The 17,895-nt window shown below is 76.1% G+C and carries 15 protein-coding genes; 5 read left to right on the forward strand and 10 right to left on the reverse strand.

All coding sequences use genetic code 11. The annotated features are described in order from the left end of the window. Positions 1 to 155 precede the first annotated feature (155 nt). Positions 156 to 1,853, reverse strand: coding sequence for a sensor histidine kinase (locus tag ACZ7KX_RS03090; RefSeq protein WP_470325099.1), 1,698 nt, complete (start codon positions 1,851 to 1,853; stop codon positions 156 to 158). 336 nt (positions 1,854 to 2,189) lie between these two features. Between ACZ7KX_RS03090 and ACZ7KX_RS03095 the strand changes: the two genes are divergently transcribed. Both ACZ7KX_RS03095 and ACZ7KX_RS03100 read left to right on the forward strand, forming a co-directional pair. After that, positions 2,190 to 3,065: a universal stress protein gene (locus tag ACZ7KX_RS03095; RefSeq protein ID WP_470324989.1), complete on the forward strand. Its 876-nt coding sequence runs from the start codon at positions 2,190 to 2,192 to the stop codon at positions 3,063 to 3,065. A 203-nt stretch (positions 3,066 to 3,268) separates the two neighbouring features. Beyond that, positions 3,269 to 4,351, forward strand: coding sequence for an Acg family FMN-binding oxidoreductase (locus ACZ7KX_RS03100; protein WP_470324990.1), 1,083 nt, complete (start codon positions 3,269 to 3,271; stop codon positions 4,349 to 4,351). Positions 4,352 to 4,379: 28 nt separating this feature from the next. On the opposite strand, the gene ACZ7KX_RS03105 is transcribed toward ACZ7KX_RS03100, so the two are convergent. The 3 genes from ACZ7KX_RS03105 to ACZ7KX_RS03115 form a co-directional block, all read right to left on the reverse strand. Beyond that, on the reverse strand, positions 4,380 to 4,919 hold the full coding sequence (locus ACZ7KX_RS03105) for a copper chaperone PCu(A)C (protein WP_470324991.1): 540 nt from the start codon (positions 4,917 to 4,919) through the stop codon (positions 4,380 to 4,382). An 86-nt stretch (positions 4,920 to 5,005) separates the two neighbouring features. Then, positions 5,006 to 7,276 carry a heavy metal translocating P-type ATPase gene (locus tag ACZ7KX_RS03110; RefSeq protein ID WP_470324992.1) on the reverse strand — a complete coding sequence of 757 codons (2,271 nt, stop codon included), beginning with the start codon at positions 7,274 to 7,276 and terminating at the stop codon, positions 5,006 to 5,008. After that, positions 7,273 to 7,476: a hypothetical protein gene (locus ACZ7KX_RS03115; RefSeq protein ID WP_350525237.1), complete on the reverse strand. Its 204-nt coding sequence runs from the start codon at positions 7,474 to 7,476 to the stop codon at positions 7,273 to 7,275. Before ACZ7KX_RS03115 ends, ACZ7KX_RS03110 begins: the two co-directional genes overlap by 4 nt. A 262-nt stretch (positions 7,477 to 7,738) precedes the next feature. On the opposite strand from ACZ7KX_RS03115, the gene ACZ7KX_RS03120 reads away from it, so the two are divergent. After that, entirely contained in the window at positions 7,739 to 9,445 is a 1,707-nt protein-coding gene (locus ACZ7KX_RS03120) for a TROVE domain-containing protein (RefSeq protein ID WP_470324993.1), read from the forward strand. Positions 9,446 to 9,485: 40 nt separating this feature from the next. Here the strand turns inward: ACZ7KX_RS03120 and ACZ7KX_RS03125 are convergent, their stop codons facing one another. From ACZ7KX_RS03125 to ACZ7KX_RS03135, 3 genes are all read right to left on the reverse strand, one after another. Beyond that, on the reverse strand, positions 9,486 to 9,881 hold the full coding sequence (locus ACZ7KX_RS03125) for a PIN domain-containing protein (protein ID WP_402800079.1): 396 nt from the start codon (positions 9,879 to 9,881) through the stop codon (positions 9,486 to 9,488). A 182-nt stretch (positions 9,882 to 10,063) separates the two neighbouring features. Then, positions 10,064 to 10,474: a PPOX class F420-dependent oxidoreductase gene (locus ACZ7KX_RS03130; protein WP_470324994.1), complete on the reverse strand. Its 411-nt coding sequence runs from the start codon at positions 10,472 to 10,474 to the stop codon at positions 10,064 to 10,066. 52 nt (positions 10,475 to 10,526) lie between these two features. Further along, complete coding sequence (locus ACZ7KX_RS03135) at positions 10,527 to 11,918, reverse strand: D-alanyl-D-alanine carboxypeptidase family protein (protein WP_470324995.1); 1,392 nt, start codon at positions 11,916 to 11,918, stop codon at positions 10,527 to 10,529. A 179-nt stretch (positions 11,919 to 12,097) separates the two neighbouring features. Between ACZ7KX_RS03135 and ACZ7KX_RS03140 the strand changes: the two genes are divergently transcribed. Further along, complete coding sequence (locus tag ACZ7KX_RS03140) at positions 12,098 to 12,295, forward strand: hypothetical protein (RefSeq protein ID WP_350526818.1); 198 nt, start codon at positions 12,098 to 12,100, stop codon at positions 12,293 to 12,295. 13 nt (positions 12,296 to 12,308) lie between these two features. Here the strand turns inward: ACZ7KX_RS03140 and ACZ7KX_RS03145 are convergent, their stop codons facing one another. Together ACZ7KX_RS03145 and ACZ7KX_RS03150 are read right to left on the reverse strand one after the other, a co-directional pair. Then, positions 12,309 to 13,697, reverse strand: coding sequence for a serine/threonine-protein kinase (locus tag ACZ7KX_RS03145; RefSeq protein ID WP_470324996.1), 1,389 nt, complete (start codon positions 13,695 to 13,697; stop codon positions 12,309 to 12,311). A 164-nt stretch (positions 13,698 to 13,861) separates the two neighbouring features. Beyond that, the gene (locus tag ACZ7KX_RS03150; protein WP_470325100.1) at positions 13,862 to 15,625 is read right to left on the reverse strand and encodes a S8 family peptidase; all 1,764 of its coding nucleotides are present in this window, start codon (positions 15,623 to 15,625) and stop codon (positions 13,862 to 13,864) included. Positions 15,626 to 15,888: 263 nt separating this feature from the next. Between ACZ7KX_RS03150 and ACZ7KX_RS03155 the strand changes: the two genes are divergently transcribed. After that, on the forward strand, positions 15,889 to 17,067 hold the full coding sequence (locus ACZ7KX_RS03155; protein WP_470324997.1) for a HEAT repeat domain-containing protein: 1,179 nt from the start codon (positions 15,889 to 15,891) through the stop codon (positions 17,065 to 17,067). Between the two features lie 4 nt (positions 17,068 to 17,071). Here ACZ7KX_RS03155 and ACZ7KX_RS03160 read toward each other — a convergent pair whose 3' ends face one another. Next, complete coding sequence (locus ACZ7KX_RS03160; RefSeq protein ID WP_470324998.1) at positions 17,072 to 17,857, reverse strand: TetR/AcrR family transcriptional regulator; 786 nt, start codon at positions 17,855 to 17,857, stop codon at positions 17,072 to 17,074. Positions 17,858 to 17,895 lie beyond the last annotated feature (38 nt).

Consider the following 17,895-nt stretch of genomic DNA (forward strand, 5'->3'; position numbering starts at 1 on the left):
ACCGAAGCCGATCGGGTCTGTCGCCGACCGGGACCGGCCCGACCGGGACCGGCCCGGAGGGGCGGAAGCCCGCCGCCCGTAGCAGCCCGGTCACCCTCGGGTGGCCGGGCGGCCCGGCGGTCGGCGGAGGGCGACCGGCCCCGGCGGTGCGGGCCTCAGGACCCGATCGGGGCCTCCCAGGCCAGCCGGGTGCCGCCGCCCTCCGCCGGTCCGACGGTGAAGGACCCGCCGACCCGCTCCGCACGCTCGGCGAGGTTGCGCAGCCCACTGCGCCGCCCGCCCTCGGGGACGCCGACACCGTCGTCCGTGACGGTCAGCACCACCCGCCCGGCGAGGGCGCGCAGCGTCACCTCGACCCGGGAGGCCTGCGCGTGCCGGGCGGCGTTGCTGAGCGCCTCGCCGAGGACGGCCACCACGTGCTCGGCCAGCTCCTGCGGCACGTCGGTGTCCAGCAGGCCCTCCATGCTCAGCCGGGGCGCAAGGCCGAGCGGCCCCTGCGCGTCGGTGACCACCCGGGTCGCCCGGGCGCGCAGGCCCCGGTCGGGTTCGCTGTGGGCGCGCAGGCCGAAGATGGTCGAGCGGATGATCTTGATGGTCTCGTCCAGGTCCGCCACCGCCCGGGCCACCCGGTCCGCGGCGGCCGGGCTCTCGATCAGCCGGCCCGCGCTCTGCAGCGTCATCCCGGTCGCGAACAGCCGCTGGATCGCCAGGTCGTGCAGGTCCCGGGCGATCCGGTCACGGTCCTCCAGCAGGTTCAACTGCTCGGCGTCACGCCGCCGTTCGGCCAGCTCCAGGGCGAGCGCGGCCTGGTCGGCGAAGCCCAGCAGCGGGCCGGTCTCCTCCGGCCCGAACGCCGGCTGCCCCTGCGCCCGGGCCAGCAGCAGCACGCCCCGCCCGTACCCGGAGCCGGTGCCCAGCGGCACCGCCACCGCCGCGCCCAGCCCGTCGAACCGGCCCGCCGGGCCGGCCGGGAACCGGGCGTCGCAGGCCAGGTCGTCACTGGTCACCGGCGAACCGGAGGCGTACGCGGCGCCGGACAGCGTGCCGTCCACCGGCACCGTCACCCCCAGCCGCCCCGACGGCACGCCGCCCAGGGCCACCTCCACGGCCAGTTCCTCGGCCCGCTCCTCCGGACCGGCCAGCGCCACCGACACGTCCGCCAGGTCGGCGCCGGATATCTCCCGGGCCCGCCGGGCGATCAGCTCGACCACCTCCAGGCGCGGCGCGCCCGACAGCAGGCTGCGGGTGATCTCGGTGCTGGCCCGCAGCCAGCGCTGGCGCAGCTGCGCCTCCTCGTACAGCCGGGCGTTGTCGATCGCCACCCCGGCCGCGACCGCCAGGGTGGAGATCACCGCCTCGTCGTCCTCGTCGAAGTCCAGCCCGCCGCGCTTGTCGGTCAGGTAGAGGTTGCCGAACACCTCGCCGTGCACCCGGACCGGCACCCCCAGGAAGGTGTGCATCGGCGGGTGGTCGGCGGGGAAGCCGACCGAGGCCGGGTGGTCGGACAGCACCGGGCAGCGCAGCGGCTGCGGCTCGCGGATCAGCTCGCCGAGGATGCCCCGACCGGACGGCGGCGGGCCGATCGCGGCCATCTCCTCGTCGGTCAGACCGACCGTCAGGAACTGCGACAGCGAGTGCCCGTCCGGACCGATCACCCCCAGTGCGCCGTAGCGGGCGTCCACCAGGTCCGCCGCCGCCTCGACGATCCGGTGCAGCGCCTGCGCCAGATCCAGCTCACGGCCGACCGCGAGCACCGCCTCCAGCAGGCTGTGCACCCGGTTCTGCGTCCCGCGCGCCGCGTCGATCCGCCACTGGAGCTCTTCCAGCAGCTCGTCCAGGCGCAGCCGGGGCATCCGCGCGCCGCCACCCGCCGCGCTGCCGTCCGCTCCGCCCACCGCTGTCCTCCTCGTGTTCCGCCCTGACCGGCCGAGTCCGCCCCCGGCCCGGCTCGGGTGCCGTCCGACCAGCGGGATCTCCCCGTTCACGGTAGTGCCCGCGGGGCGGTGAGCGGTACGGCGGGGTCGGATCCGGGCTCCGCCGGAGCGGGTCTTTGGTCCCGAGCCCGGGGGCCCTGCGGCCCCTGCCGCCGGTACGGCGCGGCTGACAGGGTGGGGACGGAGCGGACGGGGCGTCAGCACGCGCCGTATCCTGCGCCGGAACCGCCGAACGCGACACCGTGGAGGACGCTCATGAACGAGCGGAACGAGTTGACGTCAACCGTACTGGCCGGGGTCGACGGCTCGCCGCAGAGCACCGCCGCCGTGCACTGGGCCGCCGAGGAGGCGGTGCGCCGGGGCGCGTCGCTGCGGTTGGTGCACGCGTGGCCGTGGCTGACCGACGGCGTGTCCTCGTTCGCCGAGCCCGACGACCTGCCCGACGTCGTCCAGCGGACCCTGGCCGAGGCGGCCGAGGACGTCCGCGGGCGCCACCCGGAGCTGGCCGTGCAGACCGACGCGGTGCTGGACGCGCCGGTCGACGGCCTGGTGGCCGCCGCTGCGGACGCCGACCTGCTGGTGCTCGGTTCGCGCGGCCGCGGCGGCTTCACCGGGCTGCTGCTCGGCTCGGTCAGCATGGCGGTGGCCGGCCGCAGCGGCGTGCCGGTGGTCGTGGTGCGCGACGCCCACGAGGGGGCGCAGGACACGGGCGAGGTGGTGGTCGGCGTCGACGCGCACGGCACGGAGGAGGAGGTGCTCGACTTCGCCTTCCGTGCGGCCGTGCTGCGCGGCGCCAGGCTGAGGGCGGTGCACGGCTGGGACCTGCCGCCGGTGTTCGGCTACGCGGGCGGGGCCGTCCCGGCGGGCGAGATCGAGCAGCTGGAGGCGCTGGAGGCGAAGCTGCTCTCGCTCGCCCTGGCCGGCCCGCGCGAGCAGTACCCGGGCGTCGAGGTGGTCGAGGACGTCCGGCTGGGCGACGCCCGCGCGCTGGTCGAGGCCTCGGCCGGGGCCTCGCTGGTCGTCGTCGGCCGGCGCAACCGCCCGGTCGACTTCGGCCCCCGGCTCGGCCGGGTCGCGCACGCGGTCCTGCACCACGCCGAGGCCCCGGTGGCGGTCGTCCCGCACGCCTGACGCCTGACGGCTGGCGGGTGGCGTCCGCCGGGCCCCGCCGCGTCGGTGGGCCCGGCCGCGTCGCCGAGGACGGGCCCTTGGGCCCGGCGGACGGGGGGCCGTACGGCTCTGTCGTCGGCCGGGCCGGGAGTGCAGGCTCGGTAGCAGTGAGGACCACGCGGTCGCGCCAGTGGACCGCTCTCCGGCCGAAGGAGTGGATCGTCATGACGCGCGCCCAAGCACCGACCCCGGTGCCGAACCCGAACCCGAACCCGAACCCGCCCGCGGCGCCGACCCCGGCCCGGACCCCGGCCCCGCTCGCGGCGCTCGGCCCGGCCGACCTGCGGCTGCTCGCCGCCGCCGGCGGAGCGGCGCCGTCGCTGCACAACAGCCAGCCCTGGCGCTTCGCACCGACCCCCGACGGCCACGGCCTCGCCGTGCACGCCGACCCCGGCCGCTCGGTGCCGCTGGCCGATCCGGTCGGCGCCGCGGTGCACATCGCGGTCGGCGCGGCCGTGTTCAACCTGCGGGTGGCCGCCGGGCGGCTCGGCCGCGAGCCGGTGGTCCGGCTCCTCCCGGACGCCGCCGACCCCGGTCTGCTCGCCGTGCTCGACCTCTCCGGTCCGGCCCGGGAGCGGACGCCCTTCGGCCGCGACCTCCACCCCGCCATCGCCGCCCGGCACTCCAGCCGCGAGCCGTTCACCCAGCGCGACGTCCCCGAGGCGGTGCTCGGCGAGCTGATCACCGCCGCCCGCGAGGAAGGCGTGGCGCTGGCCGTCCTGGAGGAGGACGGCGTGCGACGGGTGCTGGCCCTGACCGCTGAGGCCGAGGACCGCAACGCCGCCGACCCGGCCCGCACCGCCGAGTCCCGCGCCTGGCTGCGGACGGACGGTGCCGCGGCCGGGGACGGCATCCCGTGGTCCGCGCTCGGCTCGCAGGACCACGACGCCAGGGTGCCGATGCGCGAGTTCGCCGGCCGCCCGCCGCTCGCACCCGCGCCGCCGTCCCACCGCTTCGAGGCGCTGCCGCAGCTGTGCACCCTCACCACCCCCGGCGACGGCCCGCCGGACTGGCTGCGCACCGGCCAGGCCCTGGAACGGGTCTGGCTGCTGGCCACCGTGCACGGCGTCCGGCTGACGGTCTGGCACCAGGCCGTCGAGTGGCCGGACACCCGCTGGGCGTTGCGCGATCCGGCGGAGGGGCCGGGGCACGTCCAGTTGGTGCTGCGGGTCGGCTACGGCCCGCCGGGTGCGGCCACGCCCCGCCGCCCGGTCACGGAGACGCTGGACGGGCCGGCGGGGACCTGAGCGGTCCGGCGGGCCGCTCGGTGCGCGGCTACTCGGTACCCGGCTGCTCGGAATGCGGCTGCTCGGAACGCTGCCGGTCGGCGCGCGGCCGGTCGGACGGCGCCAGCACCTGTGCCCTGAGCCGCAGTTCGGGGCTGCGGCGGAAGGTCAGGGTGAACTCCACCCACTGGCCGGCCCGCAGCGGTGGCGGGTCGGCGATCATCAGGTCGGCGTCCTCCGGGGACATCGCCAGCTCGCCGCCGCCCGGGACGGCCAGGGACGGCGCGGGCTCCCAGCGGCCCGCCGCGCCCTGGTGGAGGTGCCGCTTCGGCGTGATCCTACCGCCGAACTCCCAGCGGGCGCCGGTCAGTTCGTCCGGAACGTCACCCGGGTTGCGGACCGTGAAGAAGGCTGCCGTCGCGGCCGAGGCCGCGCCCGCCGCCGGGAGCAGCACCCAGCCCGGCCCGGCCTCCAGCGGACGGGTGCGGCCCGCCCCGCCGACCGCGGTCCACCCGGTGAGCAGCACCAGCGCCAGCGCGGCCGCGCCGACCGGCGGTCCCACGGCCGCCAGCCGCTGCCGCGTGCGCACCGACAGACTTCCGCCGCGCCGCCCGGCGGCCTTCCGCGTGCGCACCGACAGACCTCCGCCGCGCCGCCCGGCCGTCTCCCGCGCGCTCACCGGAGGCCCCCCGTCCGGCCGCGCTGGCGCCCTCCGCGCGCCGGTCCGCCCCGCCCCGGCTCCCAGGTCCGCAGCCGCAGGCTGTTGCCCACCACGAGCAGCGAGCTGAGCGACATCGCCACCGCCGCCAGCATCGGGTTGAGCAGCCCGACCGAGGCCAGCGGGATCAGCACCAGGTTGTAGCCGAAGGCCCACAGCAGGTTGGCCCGGATCGTGGCGAGGGTCCGTCGCGCCAGCCGTACGGCGTCCACCACCGCCTCGATGTCGCCGCGCACCAGGGTCAGTCCGGCCGCGCCGATCGCGGCGTCGCTGCCCGAGGCCAGCGCCACCCCCAGGTCGGCCGAGGCCAGCGCGACCGCGTCGTTGACGCCGTCGCCGACCACCGCCACCGTCCGTCCGGCGGCGCGCAGTTCGGCCACCACCTCGGCCTTGCGCTCGGGCGAGGCCGAGGCCGCCACCCGCTCGATGCCCAGTTCCTGCGCCACCGCGCGGGCGGCTCCGGCGCCGTCCCCGGTGAGCAGGACGGCCTCCAGGCCCATCCCGCGCAGCCGGTGCAGCGCCCGCCAGCTGCCCGAGCGCAGCGTGTCGCCGACCGCCAGGACGGCCGCGGGCCGCCCGTCCAGCTCGACCGCGACGGCCGTCCGGCCGGCCTCCCCGGCCTGCGCCACCGCCCCGGCCAGCTCCGGGGGCAGCGCGGTGTCGTCCGGGCGCACCACCCGGACGGCCCGGCCCTCGACCGTGCCGGACACCCCGAGCCCGGCGGCGGCCGCGAAGCCGTCCACGGCGGGCAGCTCGCCGCACCGCTCCCGGGCGGCGGCCGCGACGGCCCGGCCGATCGGGTGCTCGGAGCGGTGCTCGACCGCGCCCGCGAGCCGCAGCGCCTCCTGCGGTGCGACGCCGTCGGCGGCGGTCACGGCGGCCAGCTCCATCCGGCCGGTGGTCAGCGTCCCGGTCTTGTCCAGCACCACGGTGTCCACCCGGCGCAGGCTCTCCAGCACCTCCGGGCCGCGCACCAGCACACCCAGCTCCGCGCCCCGCCCGGTCGCCGCCAGCAGCGCCGTCGGCGTCGCCAGCCCGAGCGCGCACGGGCAGGCCACCACCAGCACCGCGACGGCCGCCGTCACCGCCGCCTGCGGGGCGGCGCCCGCGCCCAGCCAGAAGCCCGGTACGGCGGCCGCGATCGTCAGCACGCAGGGCACGAACACCCCGGCCACCGCGTCGGCCAGCCGCTGCGCCCGCGCCTTGCCGGCCTGGGCGTCCGCCACCAGGGTGGTGATCCGGGCCAGTTGGGTGTCCGCGCCGACGGCGGTGGCCCGGACCACCAGCGCGCCGCCGACGTTCACCGTCGCGCCCGCCACCCGGTCACCGGGGCCGACCTCCACCGGCACGCTCTCCCCGGTCAGCAGGCTCAGGTCGAGGGCCGAACCGCCCTCGACCACCACCCCGTCGGTGGCCACCCGCTCACCCGGACGCACCACGAACTCCTGCCCGGGCAGCAGCAGTTCGATCGGTACCGCGCGCTCCTCGCCGTCCGCGCCGCGCAGGCACACCTGCTTGGTGCCCAGTTCGGCCAGCGCCCGCAGCGCGGAACCGCTGCGCCGGCGCACCCGGCCCTCCAGCAGCCGCCCGGCGAGGACGAACAGCGGCACCCCGACCGCCGCCTCCAGGTACACGTGCGCCGCGCCGCCGCCGTCGGCGGTCAGCGAGAACGGCATCCGCATGCCCGGATCCCCTGCCCCGCCGAACACCAGCGCGTACGCCGACCAGCCGAAGGAGGCCACCACGCCGAGGCTGACCAGGGTGTCCATGGTCGCCGCCGCGTGCCGCAGCCCCTGCCACGCCCGCCGGTGGAACGGGGCCGAGCCCCAGGTCACCACCGGGACGGCGAGTGCGAAGCACACCCACTGCCAGGCGGTGAACTGCAGCAGGGGCACCATCGACAGCACCAGGACCGGGACGGCCGCCAGGGCGGTGACCAGCAGCCGCCACCGCTCGTCCGGCTCCTCCGCCGGCCCCCCGGCCGGCGCTCCCATCGGCGCCAACTCGGCGGTGTAGCCGGCCCGTTCGACCGCCGCCACGAGATCCTCGACCGGCACCCCGGCCGGGTGCAGCACCCGGGCCCGCCCGGTCGCCAGGTTCACACCGGCCGTCACCCCGTCGATCCGGCCCAGCCGCTTCTCCACCCGGCCCACGCACGCCGCGCAGGTCATCCCGCCCACCGCGAGGTCGGTGGACACCAGGGCGTCGGCGCCCGCGACCGCGCTCACCGCGTCCCGCCCATGCCGTGCCCGTCCATGCCGTGCCCGCCCGTCCCCGGCGACGCACCGCCGCTGCCCGGCCGCAGCCCGGGCGCCACCGGCCCCACCTGCCGGCCCACCCCGTAGGCCACCACGAACACCACCACCAGCAGCAGGGCGAACCCCGCCAGCACACTCGACGGCCGGACACCCGGCGATTTCGCACTCACCCCACAGCAGTCGGACGCACCCCGCGATCGGTTCCCGTACGCTCCGAGAATCCCGCGCGCAGGCGTCGGAAATAATCGGATGACGGGCCGGGCCCGACGGAGTAGCGTCCGGGACGGCGCCTCCCGATGCGCTCGGCCCCGGTTACTTCATCTGACAAAAACAAGTGCCCCCGGTGCCACTTCGATCCCGGGAGGCGCCCGCCTCGGCGTGCGCCCGCACCCTCCCTTCCCCAGCCTGACCACCCACCAGGGGGACATCTGCATGACCCGGTTCAGCCGCGAACGGACCAAGGCCGACACCAGGGCCGAGATCCGGCGAGAACTACCGGGACTCACCAGGCGCGGGGTCTCCTCCCCGCTCGCCACCGACGGCCTGTGGCCGGTCCCCGAGGTCGCGCACCTGCGGTCGGCGCCGCCGCCCTTCCTCTCCCGCAAGCCGGCCGCCCCGAGCAGGGCTCCGGGCACGGCGGTCACCAACCACCAGGGCGGAACCGGGTACGTCCGCGAGCCGAAGTCCGAGCTGTTCCTCCTCGCCGTCGCCCACCTGTTCGGCCAGGGGAGCTTCTACGAGGCGGCCGCCGAGCGCGACGAACGCTACGTCCGGCTGATCCGCGAGCACGCCGTGAGCGACCCGCAGTGGACCCTCGGCCTGCTGCGCTGGCTGCGCGCCGAGGCCCGGATCCGGACCGCCGCGGTGGTCGGGGCGGCCGAGTTCGTCCACGCCCGGGCCGCGGCCGGCGCCGCCGGACACTCCCGGCAGGCCGTCGACGCCGTGCTCCAACGGCCCGACGAACCCGGCGAACTGCTCGCGTACTGGACCGGTCGGTACGGCCGCCGGCTGCCCCAGCCGCTGCGCCGAGGCATCGGCGACGCCGTCCGCCGGCTCTACACCGGTCGCGCGCTGCTGAAGTACGACACCCCCTCGCACGCCTTCCGCTTCGGCGACGTCCTGGAGCTCACCCACCCCGCGCCCGACCCGGCGAAGCCCTGGCAGGGCGCACTCTTCCGGTACGCGCTGGACCGCCGCCACCGCCCGGAGCACGCCCTGCCCCCCGCCGACGAGCGCCTGCTGACCGCCCACCACGCCCTGCTCGCCGTCCCGCCGGCCGACCGCCGGGCGCTGGTCACCGAACCCGGTGGGGTGGAGCGCCTGGCGGAGGCCGGGATGACCTGGGAGGCGCTGGCCGGCTGGCTGCAGGGCCCGCTGGACGCCGCCGCCTGGGAGGCCGTCATCCCCTCGATGAGGCCGATGGCGCTGGTCCGCAACCTGCGCAACTTCGACCAGGCGGGTGTGGCCGACGAGGTGGCCGCGGCGGTGGCCCGCCGGATCGCCGACCCGGAGGAGGTGCGGCGCTCCCGGCAGTTCCCGTTCCGCTTCCTGGCCGCCCACCGGGCCACGCGCCCCTCGAACGCCTCGCGTTGGTCGGAAGCGCTGGAGACCGCCCTCGGCCACTCGCTGGCCGGAGTGCCCGCGCTGCCGGGCCGCACCCTGGTGCTGGTGGACCGCTCGGGCTCGATGTTCGACCAGCCGTCGGCCCGGAGCCGACTCAACCGGGCCGACACCGCCGCCGTCTTCGGCACCGCGCTGGCCGTGCGGGCCGAGCGGGCCGACCTGGTGCAGTTCGGCACCGGCAGCGGGGTCGTCCAGCCGGAGGCGTCGGTGCTGGAGACCCTGCGGCGCTTCCGCAACCTGGGCGGCACCTCCACGGCCGCCGCGGTCCGGGCCCACTACCGGGACCACGACCGGGTGGTCGTGGTGACCGACGAGCAGACCCACTGGCCGTCGCAGAACGTCTTCGCCCCGGTCCCCGAGGACGTCCCGGTCTACACCTGGAACCTGGCGGGCTACGCCGCCGGCCACAGCGCCCCGGGCCCGCATCGCTACACCTTCGGCGGCCTCAGCGACGCGTCCTTCGCGCTGATCCCCCTGCTGGAGCGCGGCGACAGCGCCGCCTGGCCCTGGGACTGACCGCCCGGCCCCGGGGCGGATCGTCCGGCCCCGGGGCGGATCAGGGCCGTACGCTGCGCGGCCCGGTCACCGCGGCGCCCAGCGCGCCGACGCGGGCGCGCAGCTCGCGGTCGGCGGTGGCCACCAGGCAGTCCCGCTCGGGGTGCTCGGCGCGGGCCGTCCGGACCAGCTCCACGATCCGGTCGTCCCCGCTGCCGCTCGCCTCGACCACCCGCACCGCGGGCAGCCCGGCGACACCCCGGGCCGCGCCCTCCACGACCAGCACCACCTCCAACGGGCCCGGCCGGTCCGGCAGGCCCCGCTCGGCGACGGCGACCAGCGCGTCCCGCAGCCGTTCGGCGGCGCCCCGCCGGTCCCGCCACCAGCCGTCGGGCACCGACCCGACCACGTTCGCGCCGTCCACCACCAGCAGCGTCGGCCTGCTCTCGTGTCCCATGGCCGCCAAGCCTGCCACCCCGCACCGCCCCCGGCCGAACCCGCACCGTGGCGGCGATCCACGCCGCAGGAGACCCTGTCGGCGACGATCCGCCCGCGGGCATGGCAGAGCACCGATCCGCCGGGTCGGTCGGATCGGTGCGACGGGGGAGCGGTCGGGCCGCGGTGACGAGGCCGGTGTCGTCAGGCCAGGGTGATCCGGATGCCCACGGTGCCGCGCTCGCCGCGGCGCAGCCGGCTGCCGAGCAGGGTGAGCACGCCGAGCAGGCCGTACTTCTGACGCAGCAGGGTGCGGTAGGCGGCGGTGCGCTCGGGGCCGAGGATCTCGGCGGTCGCCGGGTACTGGTCACCGGTCGGCCGGCCCTTGACGTCGCACGGGCCGACCAGCACGTCGGCGCGGTTGCGGATCCGCTTGACCTTCCAGGAGTCCGCGACGGTCCAGATGCCGAGCGCCTCCCCGTCACGGACCACCCACACCGGGGTCGGCACGGTCGTGCCGTCCTTCTTGTACGTGGTGACGAGCAGGTAGCTCCCGGAGGAGAGCTGGACGATCCGGGCGAGCCGGTCCGGGGCGGAGGGGTCGGGCGTGGTCATGGCCGGAAGTCTAGAGGGGGCCGGACGTCGATCGGGCCGCAGGTCAGCGTCCTCAGCGCGTCCTGTGTGTCCGGCGGGTGCGGCCGGTGTGCAGCAGTGTCCGGGCGCGGCGGGTCAGCCGCCGGTGGCCGCGGCCGCCGACGCCGGTGGCGCCGCCCACGGCGGTCGCGCCGCCGCCGCGGTACGCCGCGCCGGCGCCGGCCGGGGCGTGGCCGGGTGCGGTGCGGCGGAGCGCGGCGGTGCGGACGCCGGTCCAGACGGCGAGGGCGGTGCCGAGGACGGCGGCCGTCCAGACGGCGGGCGCGGCACCGGGACCGTCGCCGCCGATGACGGGCGGCTGGGCCCAGGGCGGCAGCTGGGAGGCGGCTGCGGCCTCCGGGGCCCCGGGGGCCTCCGACGGACCCGCCGAGGCTCCTGCCGACGGGCCCGCCGCCGCGGCCGGTGCGCCGGTGTCCTCGACGAGCTGCCCGACCGGCTGGACCTTCCCGAGCGCCCCGAACCCCCAGTCGAGCAGGGCGGCGGCCTCGTCGTAGACCTTGCCGTTCGCCTCGGGGTGCATCACCGTCACCAGCAGGGTGCGGCCGCCCCGTTCGGCGGCGCCGGTGAAGGTGGCGCCCGCGTTGGTGGTGTAGCCGTTCTTGACGCCGATCAGGCCCGGGTACTTGCCGAGCAGCTTGTCGGTGTTGGCGATGTCGAAGCTGGTGCGCTGGCCGGTGAGCGTGTCCAGCCCGCCGGGGAAGCGCGCGGTGCGGGTGGCGCAGTAGGAGCGGAAGTCGGCGTTGCGCAGCCCGGCGCGGGCGAAGAGGGTGAGGTCGTAGGCGGAGGAGACCTGGCCGTCCATGTCGTAGCCGTCGGGGGAGACCACCTTGGTGTCCCCGGCCTGCAGTGTCCCGGCGCGGGCCTGCATCTCGGCGACGGTCTGCTTGACGCCGCCGTTCATGTGGGCGAGGACGTGCACGGCGTCGTTGCCGGAGGCGAGGAAGACGCCTCGCCAGAGGTCCTCGACCCGGTACGACAGGTTCTCCTTGACGCCGACCAGGCTGCTGCCGGCGCCGACGTCGGCCAGTTCGGCCGGGGTGACCCGGTGCTCCAGCGCGCGGTCGAGCTTGGGCATCACGGTGTCCGCGAACAGCATCTTGAGCGTGCTGGCCGGGGGCAGTTGCAGATGGGCGTTGCGGGCGGCGAGCACCTCGCCCGTCCCGGCGTCGGCGACCAGCCAGGACCGGCCGCTCAGCTCGGACGGCAGCGCGGGCGCTCCGGCGAGCGGTGCGACCTGGACGTCCGGGCTGCCGAGCCGCTCCCCGCCGACGACGCCGACGACGCCGGTGCCGCCGCCGCCGCGTATGAGGGCCGCGAGGGCCATCGGCGTGCCGACGGCGAGCACCAGCACCGTGGCGGCGGCGCCGGCCGCGGCCCGGGTGACGTACGGGGGCTTCTGCTGCACACACTTGGGCTGCACACCGCGAACGTACCCGGGCCGCCGTCCGGCCGCCGTGCCCGCTGCTCCGTCCGGTGCCTTCACCCGGTGCCCTCACCCGGTGCCCGCCGTGTGCGACTTTGGTGGGGCCGGTCCGCGCCGAAAGTCGGATGACCGGGCGGTGGCGGATTCCTAGGCTCGGGGGTATGAAGACCCTGCTCGGCTACCTCGGTTTCGTGCTGATCCTCGGCGGCGCCTCCGGCCTGCTGTCCGGTTGGCTCGGGGGTTTCCGGCTGTTCGGCTTCGTCCGCCTCCTGGTGCCGCACGGCCACGAGACCGCCGGGTACGCCGTCCTGCTGGCGCTCGGCGTCCTGCTGGCGATCCCCGCGGCGCGCCGCGGCTGAAGCCCCCGGGCTGTCAGCTCCCCGCCTTGGGCCGGACGTCCACGGTGAGCGGGCCGCCGTCCCGAGGGTGCAGCGTGCAGTAGGCGAAGCGTTCAGCCCCCGAGAGCCAGTCGCCCTTGGACGGGCCGAGCACCGCCCGTGCGAGGGGCTGCCCGGGGTGGGCGGACTCGGCGTCCAGGGAGACGCTGGTGCAGGCGGCGCCGAGCACGGCCAGGGCGGTGTTCCACTGCGACCCGCTGGTCGGCGCCGTCATCGTGAGGACCTTGCCGACCTGCGCCTGGTGCGGCTTCCCGCAGTCGACCGCCTGCCAGCCGACCGGGGTGTCCAGGCTCACCTCCGCCGGGCCGACCGGCGCGGTGTAGTCGACGCAGTCGCCGGGTTGCAGCTGCGCCGGGCGCGCCGAGGCCGTCGGGTGGTTCGGGGTCCATGCCGGGGCCGCGGAGTCGTCGGACCAGCCGAAGGGCGGGTCGGAGATCAGCCGCATGGCGAGCATCGCGACCACCAGTACGCCCGCGCTGATCAGCACGGCGTTCCTGGCCCGCTTCTTCTGCCGGGGGAGCGGCCCCGTGGTCTGCGGGGGCTTGCGGCGGCCGTGGCGCTCGGCCAGCTTCCACAACTGCGCGGCGACCGGTGCGGCTCCTGCGGGGCGGCGCGCCGGCTCCCGCTCCAGCAGGGAGTGGATCAGCCGTTCGAGGTCCTTGGGCACGTCCGGTCGCTCGTCCCGGAGCTGCGGGAGGGGGACGGGTTGCTCCCGGTCCGCCCGGCCGCGGACCGGCGGGTGCCCGACCAGCAGGGCGTACAGGGTGCCGCCGAGTGCGTACAGGTCGGCCCGGGCGTCGACGCTCCGGCCGAGGAACTGTTCGGGGGCCATGTAGCCGAGGGTGCCGGCGGCGATGGTGCGGTCGCCCTGCTGCGGACCGTCCGGGGCGGCCTGCGGGCGCTCGTGGACAAGGCCGAAGTCCAGCAGCTTGACGCCGCCGTCCGCGGTGAGGAAGAGGTTGCTCGGCTTGACGTCCCGGTGGACGAGCCCGGACGCGTGGGCCGTCGCCAGCGCCTCGGCCACCCGGGCGCCCACCTCGGCCACCCAGCCCACCGCGACCGGGCCGTCGTCCTGGTGGGCCTCCAGCGAGCGGCCCTCCAGCAGCTCCATGACCAGGAAGGGCGCGTTCTCGAACTCGCCGAAGTCGTGGACCACGACGATCCCCGGGTGCTGCAGTCCGGCCGCGGCCCGTGCCTCCCGCAGGAAGCGGTCCCGGGAGTCCCGGTGGGTCTCGTGCAGCAGCTTCACCGCGACCCGTCGGTCGAGCAGCTGGTCCTGGGCCGCCCAGACCTCGCCCATGCCGCCCGCGCCCATCGGGCGGTCCATCAGGTACCGCCCCGCCACGATCGTGCCGCTCCGCACCGCGTCCGCCTTCCATGGTTCCCGGAAAGCACCACAGGTTAGGGCCACGCGCCGACCCTCCCGCCACGGGGGTTGACGTTCCGTCGTCCACCGCCGCAGCCATCGGCGTCGGCCGCACACGATCGAGGGGGCGGTCCCGCAGCGGACCGCCCCCGTGCGCCGGATCAGAAGGTGAGGTTCCAGGCGTCGATCGTGCCGGTGTCGCCGGCCGCGCCGTCCTTCACCCGGAGCTTCCAGGTGCCGTTCGCCGCGCTCGCGGCGGCGTTGACGGTGTAGGTCTTGGCGACGTCGTCGGTGCTGTCGTTGTTCGGGAAGTCCTCCAGCAGGTAGACCGTGCCGTTGGGGGCGACGAGGGAGAGGACGAGGTCACCGCGGTAGGTGTGCTTGATGTCCACGCCGACCTTGAGCGTCGCGGGGGCGTTGCCGGTGACGCCGGTGACGGTGACCGGGCTCTCCACCGTGGTGTTGTCCGGGATCGCCACGTCGGTGGTGTTCTCGAAGTACGTGCCGGTGGGCGGGGTGGTGCCGCTGACCGCCTTCAGCGCGTCGACCTGGCCCTCGCCGAAGAAGGAGTTGACGGCGGTGGTGCCGGTGCAGCGGCTGTCCGACGCGGGGCAGGCCAGGTCGTTGGCCTGGCTCGCCAGCCGCGCCCGGATGTCGGCCGGGGTGAGCGTCGGGTCGGTGCTCGCGATCAGCGCGGCCACCCCGGTGACGTGCGGGGAGGCCATCGAAGTGCCGCTCTTGGTGCCGTACTTGCCGCCGGGCAGAGTCGAGTAGACGCCGGTCGCGCCGTCGCCGCCGGGCGCCGCGACGTCGATGACGCCCCGGCCGAAGTTGGAGTAGGAGGCCTTGCCGCTGCCGCTGCCCGTGGCAGCGACGGTCACCACACCGGGGAGTTCGGTGGGGATGTCGAGGCAGGCGTTGCTGATGGTCCGGGTGACCTTCGTGGAGTCGTTCGGGCTCTCGGTGTCGGTGGTCTTGTTCGCCAGGTCGTAGTTCGCGTTGCCGGCGGCCGCGACCTGCAGCGATCCCTTGCCCTCGGCGTACTCCTGGGCGCGCTTGACGCCCTCGATGATGGCCGCCTGGTCGAGGTCGTCCGGGCAGTTGAACTGCCACGGGTCGGTGTAGTAGCTGTTGTTGGTCACCTTGAAGCCGTGGTCGCCGGCCCAGACGAAGCCGCAGACCGTGTTCTCGGCGTAGAACAGGGTGCTGGTGGGCTCGGCGATCCGGACGGAGGCGATCTTCACGCCCGGTGCGACGCCGACGACGCCCTTGCCGTTCTTCGCGGCGGCGATGGTGCCGGCGACGTGGGTGCCGTGGGTGTCGACGTCGCGCCAGGCGCCGGTGCGGGTGTCGGCCTTGCCGTACGCGCACGAGGCCGAGTCGGCGGCGTCGAAGTTCGGCGCGAGGTCCTGGTGCTGGTCGTCCACACCGGTGTCGAGCACGCCCACCTTGACGGACGGGGAGCCGGTGGTGACGTTCCAGGCCTGGTCGGCCTTGATCTGGGTCATGTCCCAGCGGTTGGACTCGGTGAGCGTGGTGGCCGACTGGGCGGGGTTGGCGGGCAGGGCCGGGTTGTAGGCGTCGGCCGGCACGTCGGAGGTGCGGGTCGCGCCGACCTGCTGGATGCCGCTGACGGTCCGCAGCGCGGCGGCGAAGCCGGTGGAGGTGGAGTGCGCGACGATGACGCCGATCGCGTCGTAACTCGCGAAGACCGTACCGCCCTTCGCGGCGACGGCGGCCTTGGCGGCGGCGATGTCGGCGGGCGCGCTGATCACCAGGTAGGCCCGGGTGCCGGCGGCCCAGCCGGCGGCGCTGGCCGTGGCTGCGGCGGGGGCTGCGGCCTGGGCCTGCGCCGCCACCGGGGCGACGGGCGCGGTGTTCGCGGGGGCGGCGGTCGCGAGTGCCGTGGGGGTGGCGAGCGCCATGGCCGAGAGAACGGCGAGGGCGGCGGCCGGGCGGCCGAGCCGCCGGGATATCAGGGGTGACACGTGTCCTCCGATTCGACCCGTGGGTGTGAGGGGATCGCACGGGATTTGAAGGAAACATGCCAGATGGGGAAGGACTTGGGGAAGACTTTACGCCTGACGACTTTTCACGGAAACGTTACGTTTTGATGTCGTGGGGTGCGGAACCCGGGCCGGACGGAAAACTCGTTGGCCGTCGGCATCCCTGCTGGGACGATCCCGGGATGACTGACCACCGTGACGCCGTCCTCCGCCTCTGGGGCCGCCAACTGTACGAGCGCCAGGACACTCCGCCGGCGTGGGCGGAGGCGGTGCTGGGGGCCACCGGCCGTCCACCGGCCGCCGTCGCGGCGGCGATGTCCGGCCGCCTCGACGCCATCGCCGACGACCCGTCAGGCGATGCGCGGCTCCTGTTCCGCACGGTCGCCAAGCTGGCCGCCAACCTGCGCGGCGACGGCCGCTACGACGCGGACGTCGGCACCCGGATCGGCCCGCTGGCCCTGCGGCTGGCCGCGTCCGAGCCCGGCCTCGCCGGACCGCTCGGGAGGGCGCTGGGCCACCCGCCGGACGGGCCGGCGTCCCTGGTCACGGTCCTCGCCGCCGAGCTGCGCGGGGCCCGCGCGACGAGGCTGCGGGCGATCGACGCGCTGCTGGAGTGGGCCCAACTGGGCCATCCGCGGGCGCTGACGGCTCTGTCCGAGGTCGCCGCCGACCACCGGACCCAGGACGTCACGGTCTGGACCAAGGCACTCAACCGGATCGACCTGTTCGGTGACGAGAGCCTGGAACCCGGCCTGCTGCGCGCGCTCGCCGACACCGGGCACGCCGGGGTGCGGTGGTCGGCGCTCGCCTGTGCCGAACTCGGCTTCCACCGGGCCGTTCCCCTGGTGACGGCCCTGCTGGAGCACCCGGACCCGATGGTCCGCGAGGGCGCCTGCGAGGCACTCGGCCTCCTCGGGGACCGAGCCGCCGTACCCTCCCTGGCGGCCCGGCTGGACGACGAGATCCACTGGGTGCGAAGCAGCGCCGCCCGGGCCCTCGGCGAGCTCGGCGGGGACCGGGCACTCGCCGCGCTCTGGCGCGTCATGACGGAGCGCCGGAACCCGAAGGCCGGTCATCTCGCCTCGGCGGTGGCCGCCTTCGGCCCGGCGGTGGTGGACGACCTGATCACCCTCACCGCCGACCCCGACCCGGACCTGCGGGCGCTGGTCGCCCGCGCCCTCGGCGCCACGGCCGACGACCGTGCCCTGCCGGTGCTGGAACGCCTCGTCGCCCACGACCTCGCCAGAACCAGCCTCGGCGGCCTGGTGGCCACCGCCGCCAAACAGGGGCTGCGCACCGCGCACCGCATCCGCGCGCGACGCGCGGCGCCGGGGCGCTCGTCCGACGAGCGGGCCGTCTAGGGCCCTAGCCCGCGGCGGCCGTCGCGTCGGCGGGCGGCCCCGAGGAGGCGATGCCGACGAGCAGGACGGTGAGCCCGCTGTGGAAGGCCTCCCGGTGGCTCTCCTCCGGCGGGCCGCCGGCAGTGCTCTGCAGGCCGGTGAGCAGCGGGAAACGCTCAGCGAAGTCCGGTGCCAGTACGGCCAGTTGGGTGGAACGCTCGGTCCACCAGTCCTCGTCGGCGACACCGGTGGCGGCCGCGGCGGCGCGGGCGTCGGCGGTGGCGGCGGCGAGGCCGCGGACGAACTGCCAGAGGGCGGCGACGGCTCCGCGCAGCGTCCGCGGGGGCAGGTCGGCCGGTCGCAGGGCGCGCAACAGGCTCTCCATCGCGGCGAGTTCGGCCGGGCCGAGCACCGGTCGGGCCTGCGAGACCTGGAGCACCCAGGGGTGGCGCAGGTAGCAGTCGTACAGGTCCCCGGCCCAGGCGGTGACGGCCTCCCGCCAATCGTCCGTGGGCGGCGGACCGGCCGGGAGTTCGGCGAGCGCCCGGTCGTGCATCAGGTCGAGCAGTTCGGCCTTTCCCGGGACGTACGTGTAGAGCGCCATCGCGGTGCGGCCGAGTCGTTCGCCCACGGCGCGCATCGACAGCGCGGCCATGCCCTCGGCGTCGGCCACCGCGATTCCGGCGGACACGATCGCGTCCACACTGAGGCCCGGTTTGGGGCCGCTGCGCCCGGTGCGCGTTTCCGCGGGCGCTCCCCACAGCAGGGCGAGCGACCGGTGGGCGTCGCCCTGCCCGGCGTAGACGGTCATCCCGACATCTCCTTATGGCGTAAAGTATCGCTCCCGTG

It is taken from the genome of Kitasatospora sp. NPDC038210 (genome assembly GCF_055600605.1).

Excerpts from the sequence above, each read along its gene's own strand:
- ACZ7KX_RS03090 (WP_470325099.1), bottom strand. The coding sequence starts at position 1,853 with ATGCCCCGGCTGCGCCTGGACGAGCTGCTGGAAGAGCTCCAGTGGCGG.
- ACZ7KX_RS03095 (WP_470324989.1), top strand. The coding sequence starts at position 2,190 with ATGAACGAGCGGAACGAGTTGACGTCAACCGTACTGGCCGGGGTCGAC.
- ACZ7KX_RS03100 (WP_470324990.1), top strand. The coding sequence starts at position 3,269 with ATGACGCGCGCCCAAGCACCGACCCCGGTGCCGAACCCGAACCCGAAC.
- ACZ7KX_RS03120 (WP_470324993.1), top strand. The coding sequence starts at position 7,739 with ATGACCCGGTTCAGCCGCGAACGGACCAAGGCCGACACCAGGGCCGAG.
- ACZ7KX_RS03125 (WP_402800079.1), bottom strand. The coding sequence starts at position 9,881 with ATGGGACACGAGAGCAGGCCGACGCTGCTGGTGGTGGACGGCGCGAAC.
- ACZ7KX_RS03130 (WP_470324994.1), bottom strand. The coding sequence starts at position 10,474 with ATGACCACGCCCGACCCCTCCGCCCCGGACCGGCTCGCCCGGATCGTC.
- ACZ7KX_RS03140 (WP_350526818.1), top strand. The coding sequence starts at position 12,098 with ATGAAGACCCTGCTCGGCTACCTCGGTTTCGTGCTGATCCTCGGCGGC.
- ACZ7KX_RS03150 (WP_470325100.1), bottom strand. The coding sequence starts at position 15,625 with ATGGCGCTCGCCACCCCCACGGCACTCGCGACCGCCGCCCCCGCGAAC.
- ACZ7KX_RS03155 (WP_470324997.1), top strand. The coding sequence starts at position 15,889 with ATGACTGACCACCGTGACGCCGTCCTCCGCCTCTGGGGCCGCCAACTG.
- ACZ7KX_RS03160 (WP_470324998.1), bottom strand. The coding sequence starts at position 17,857 with ATGACCGTCTACGCCGGGCAGGGCGACGCCCACCGGTCGCTCGCCCTG.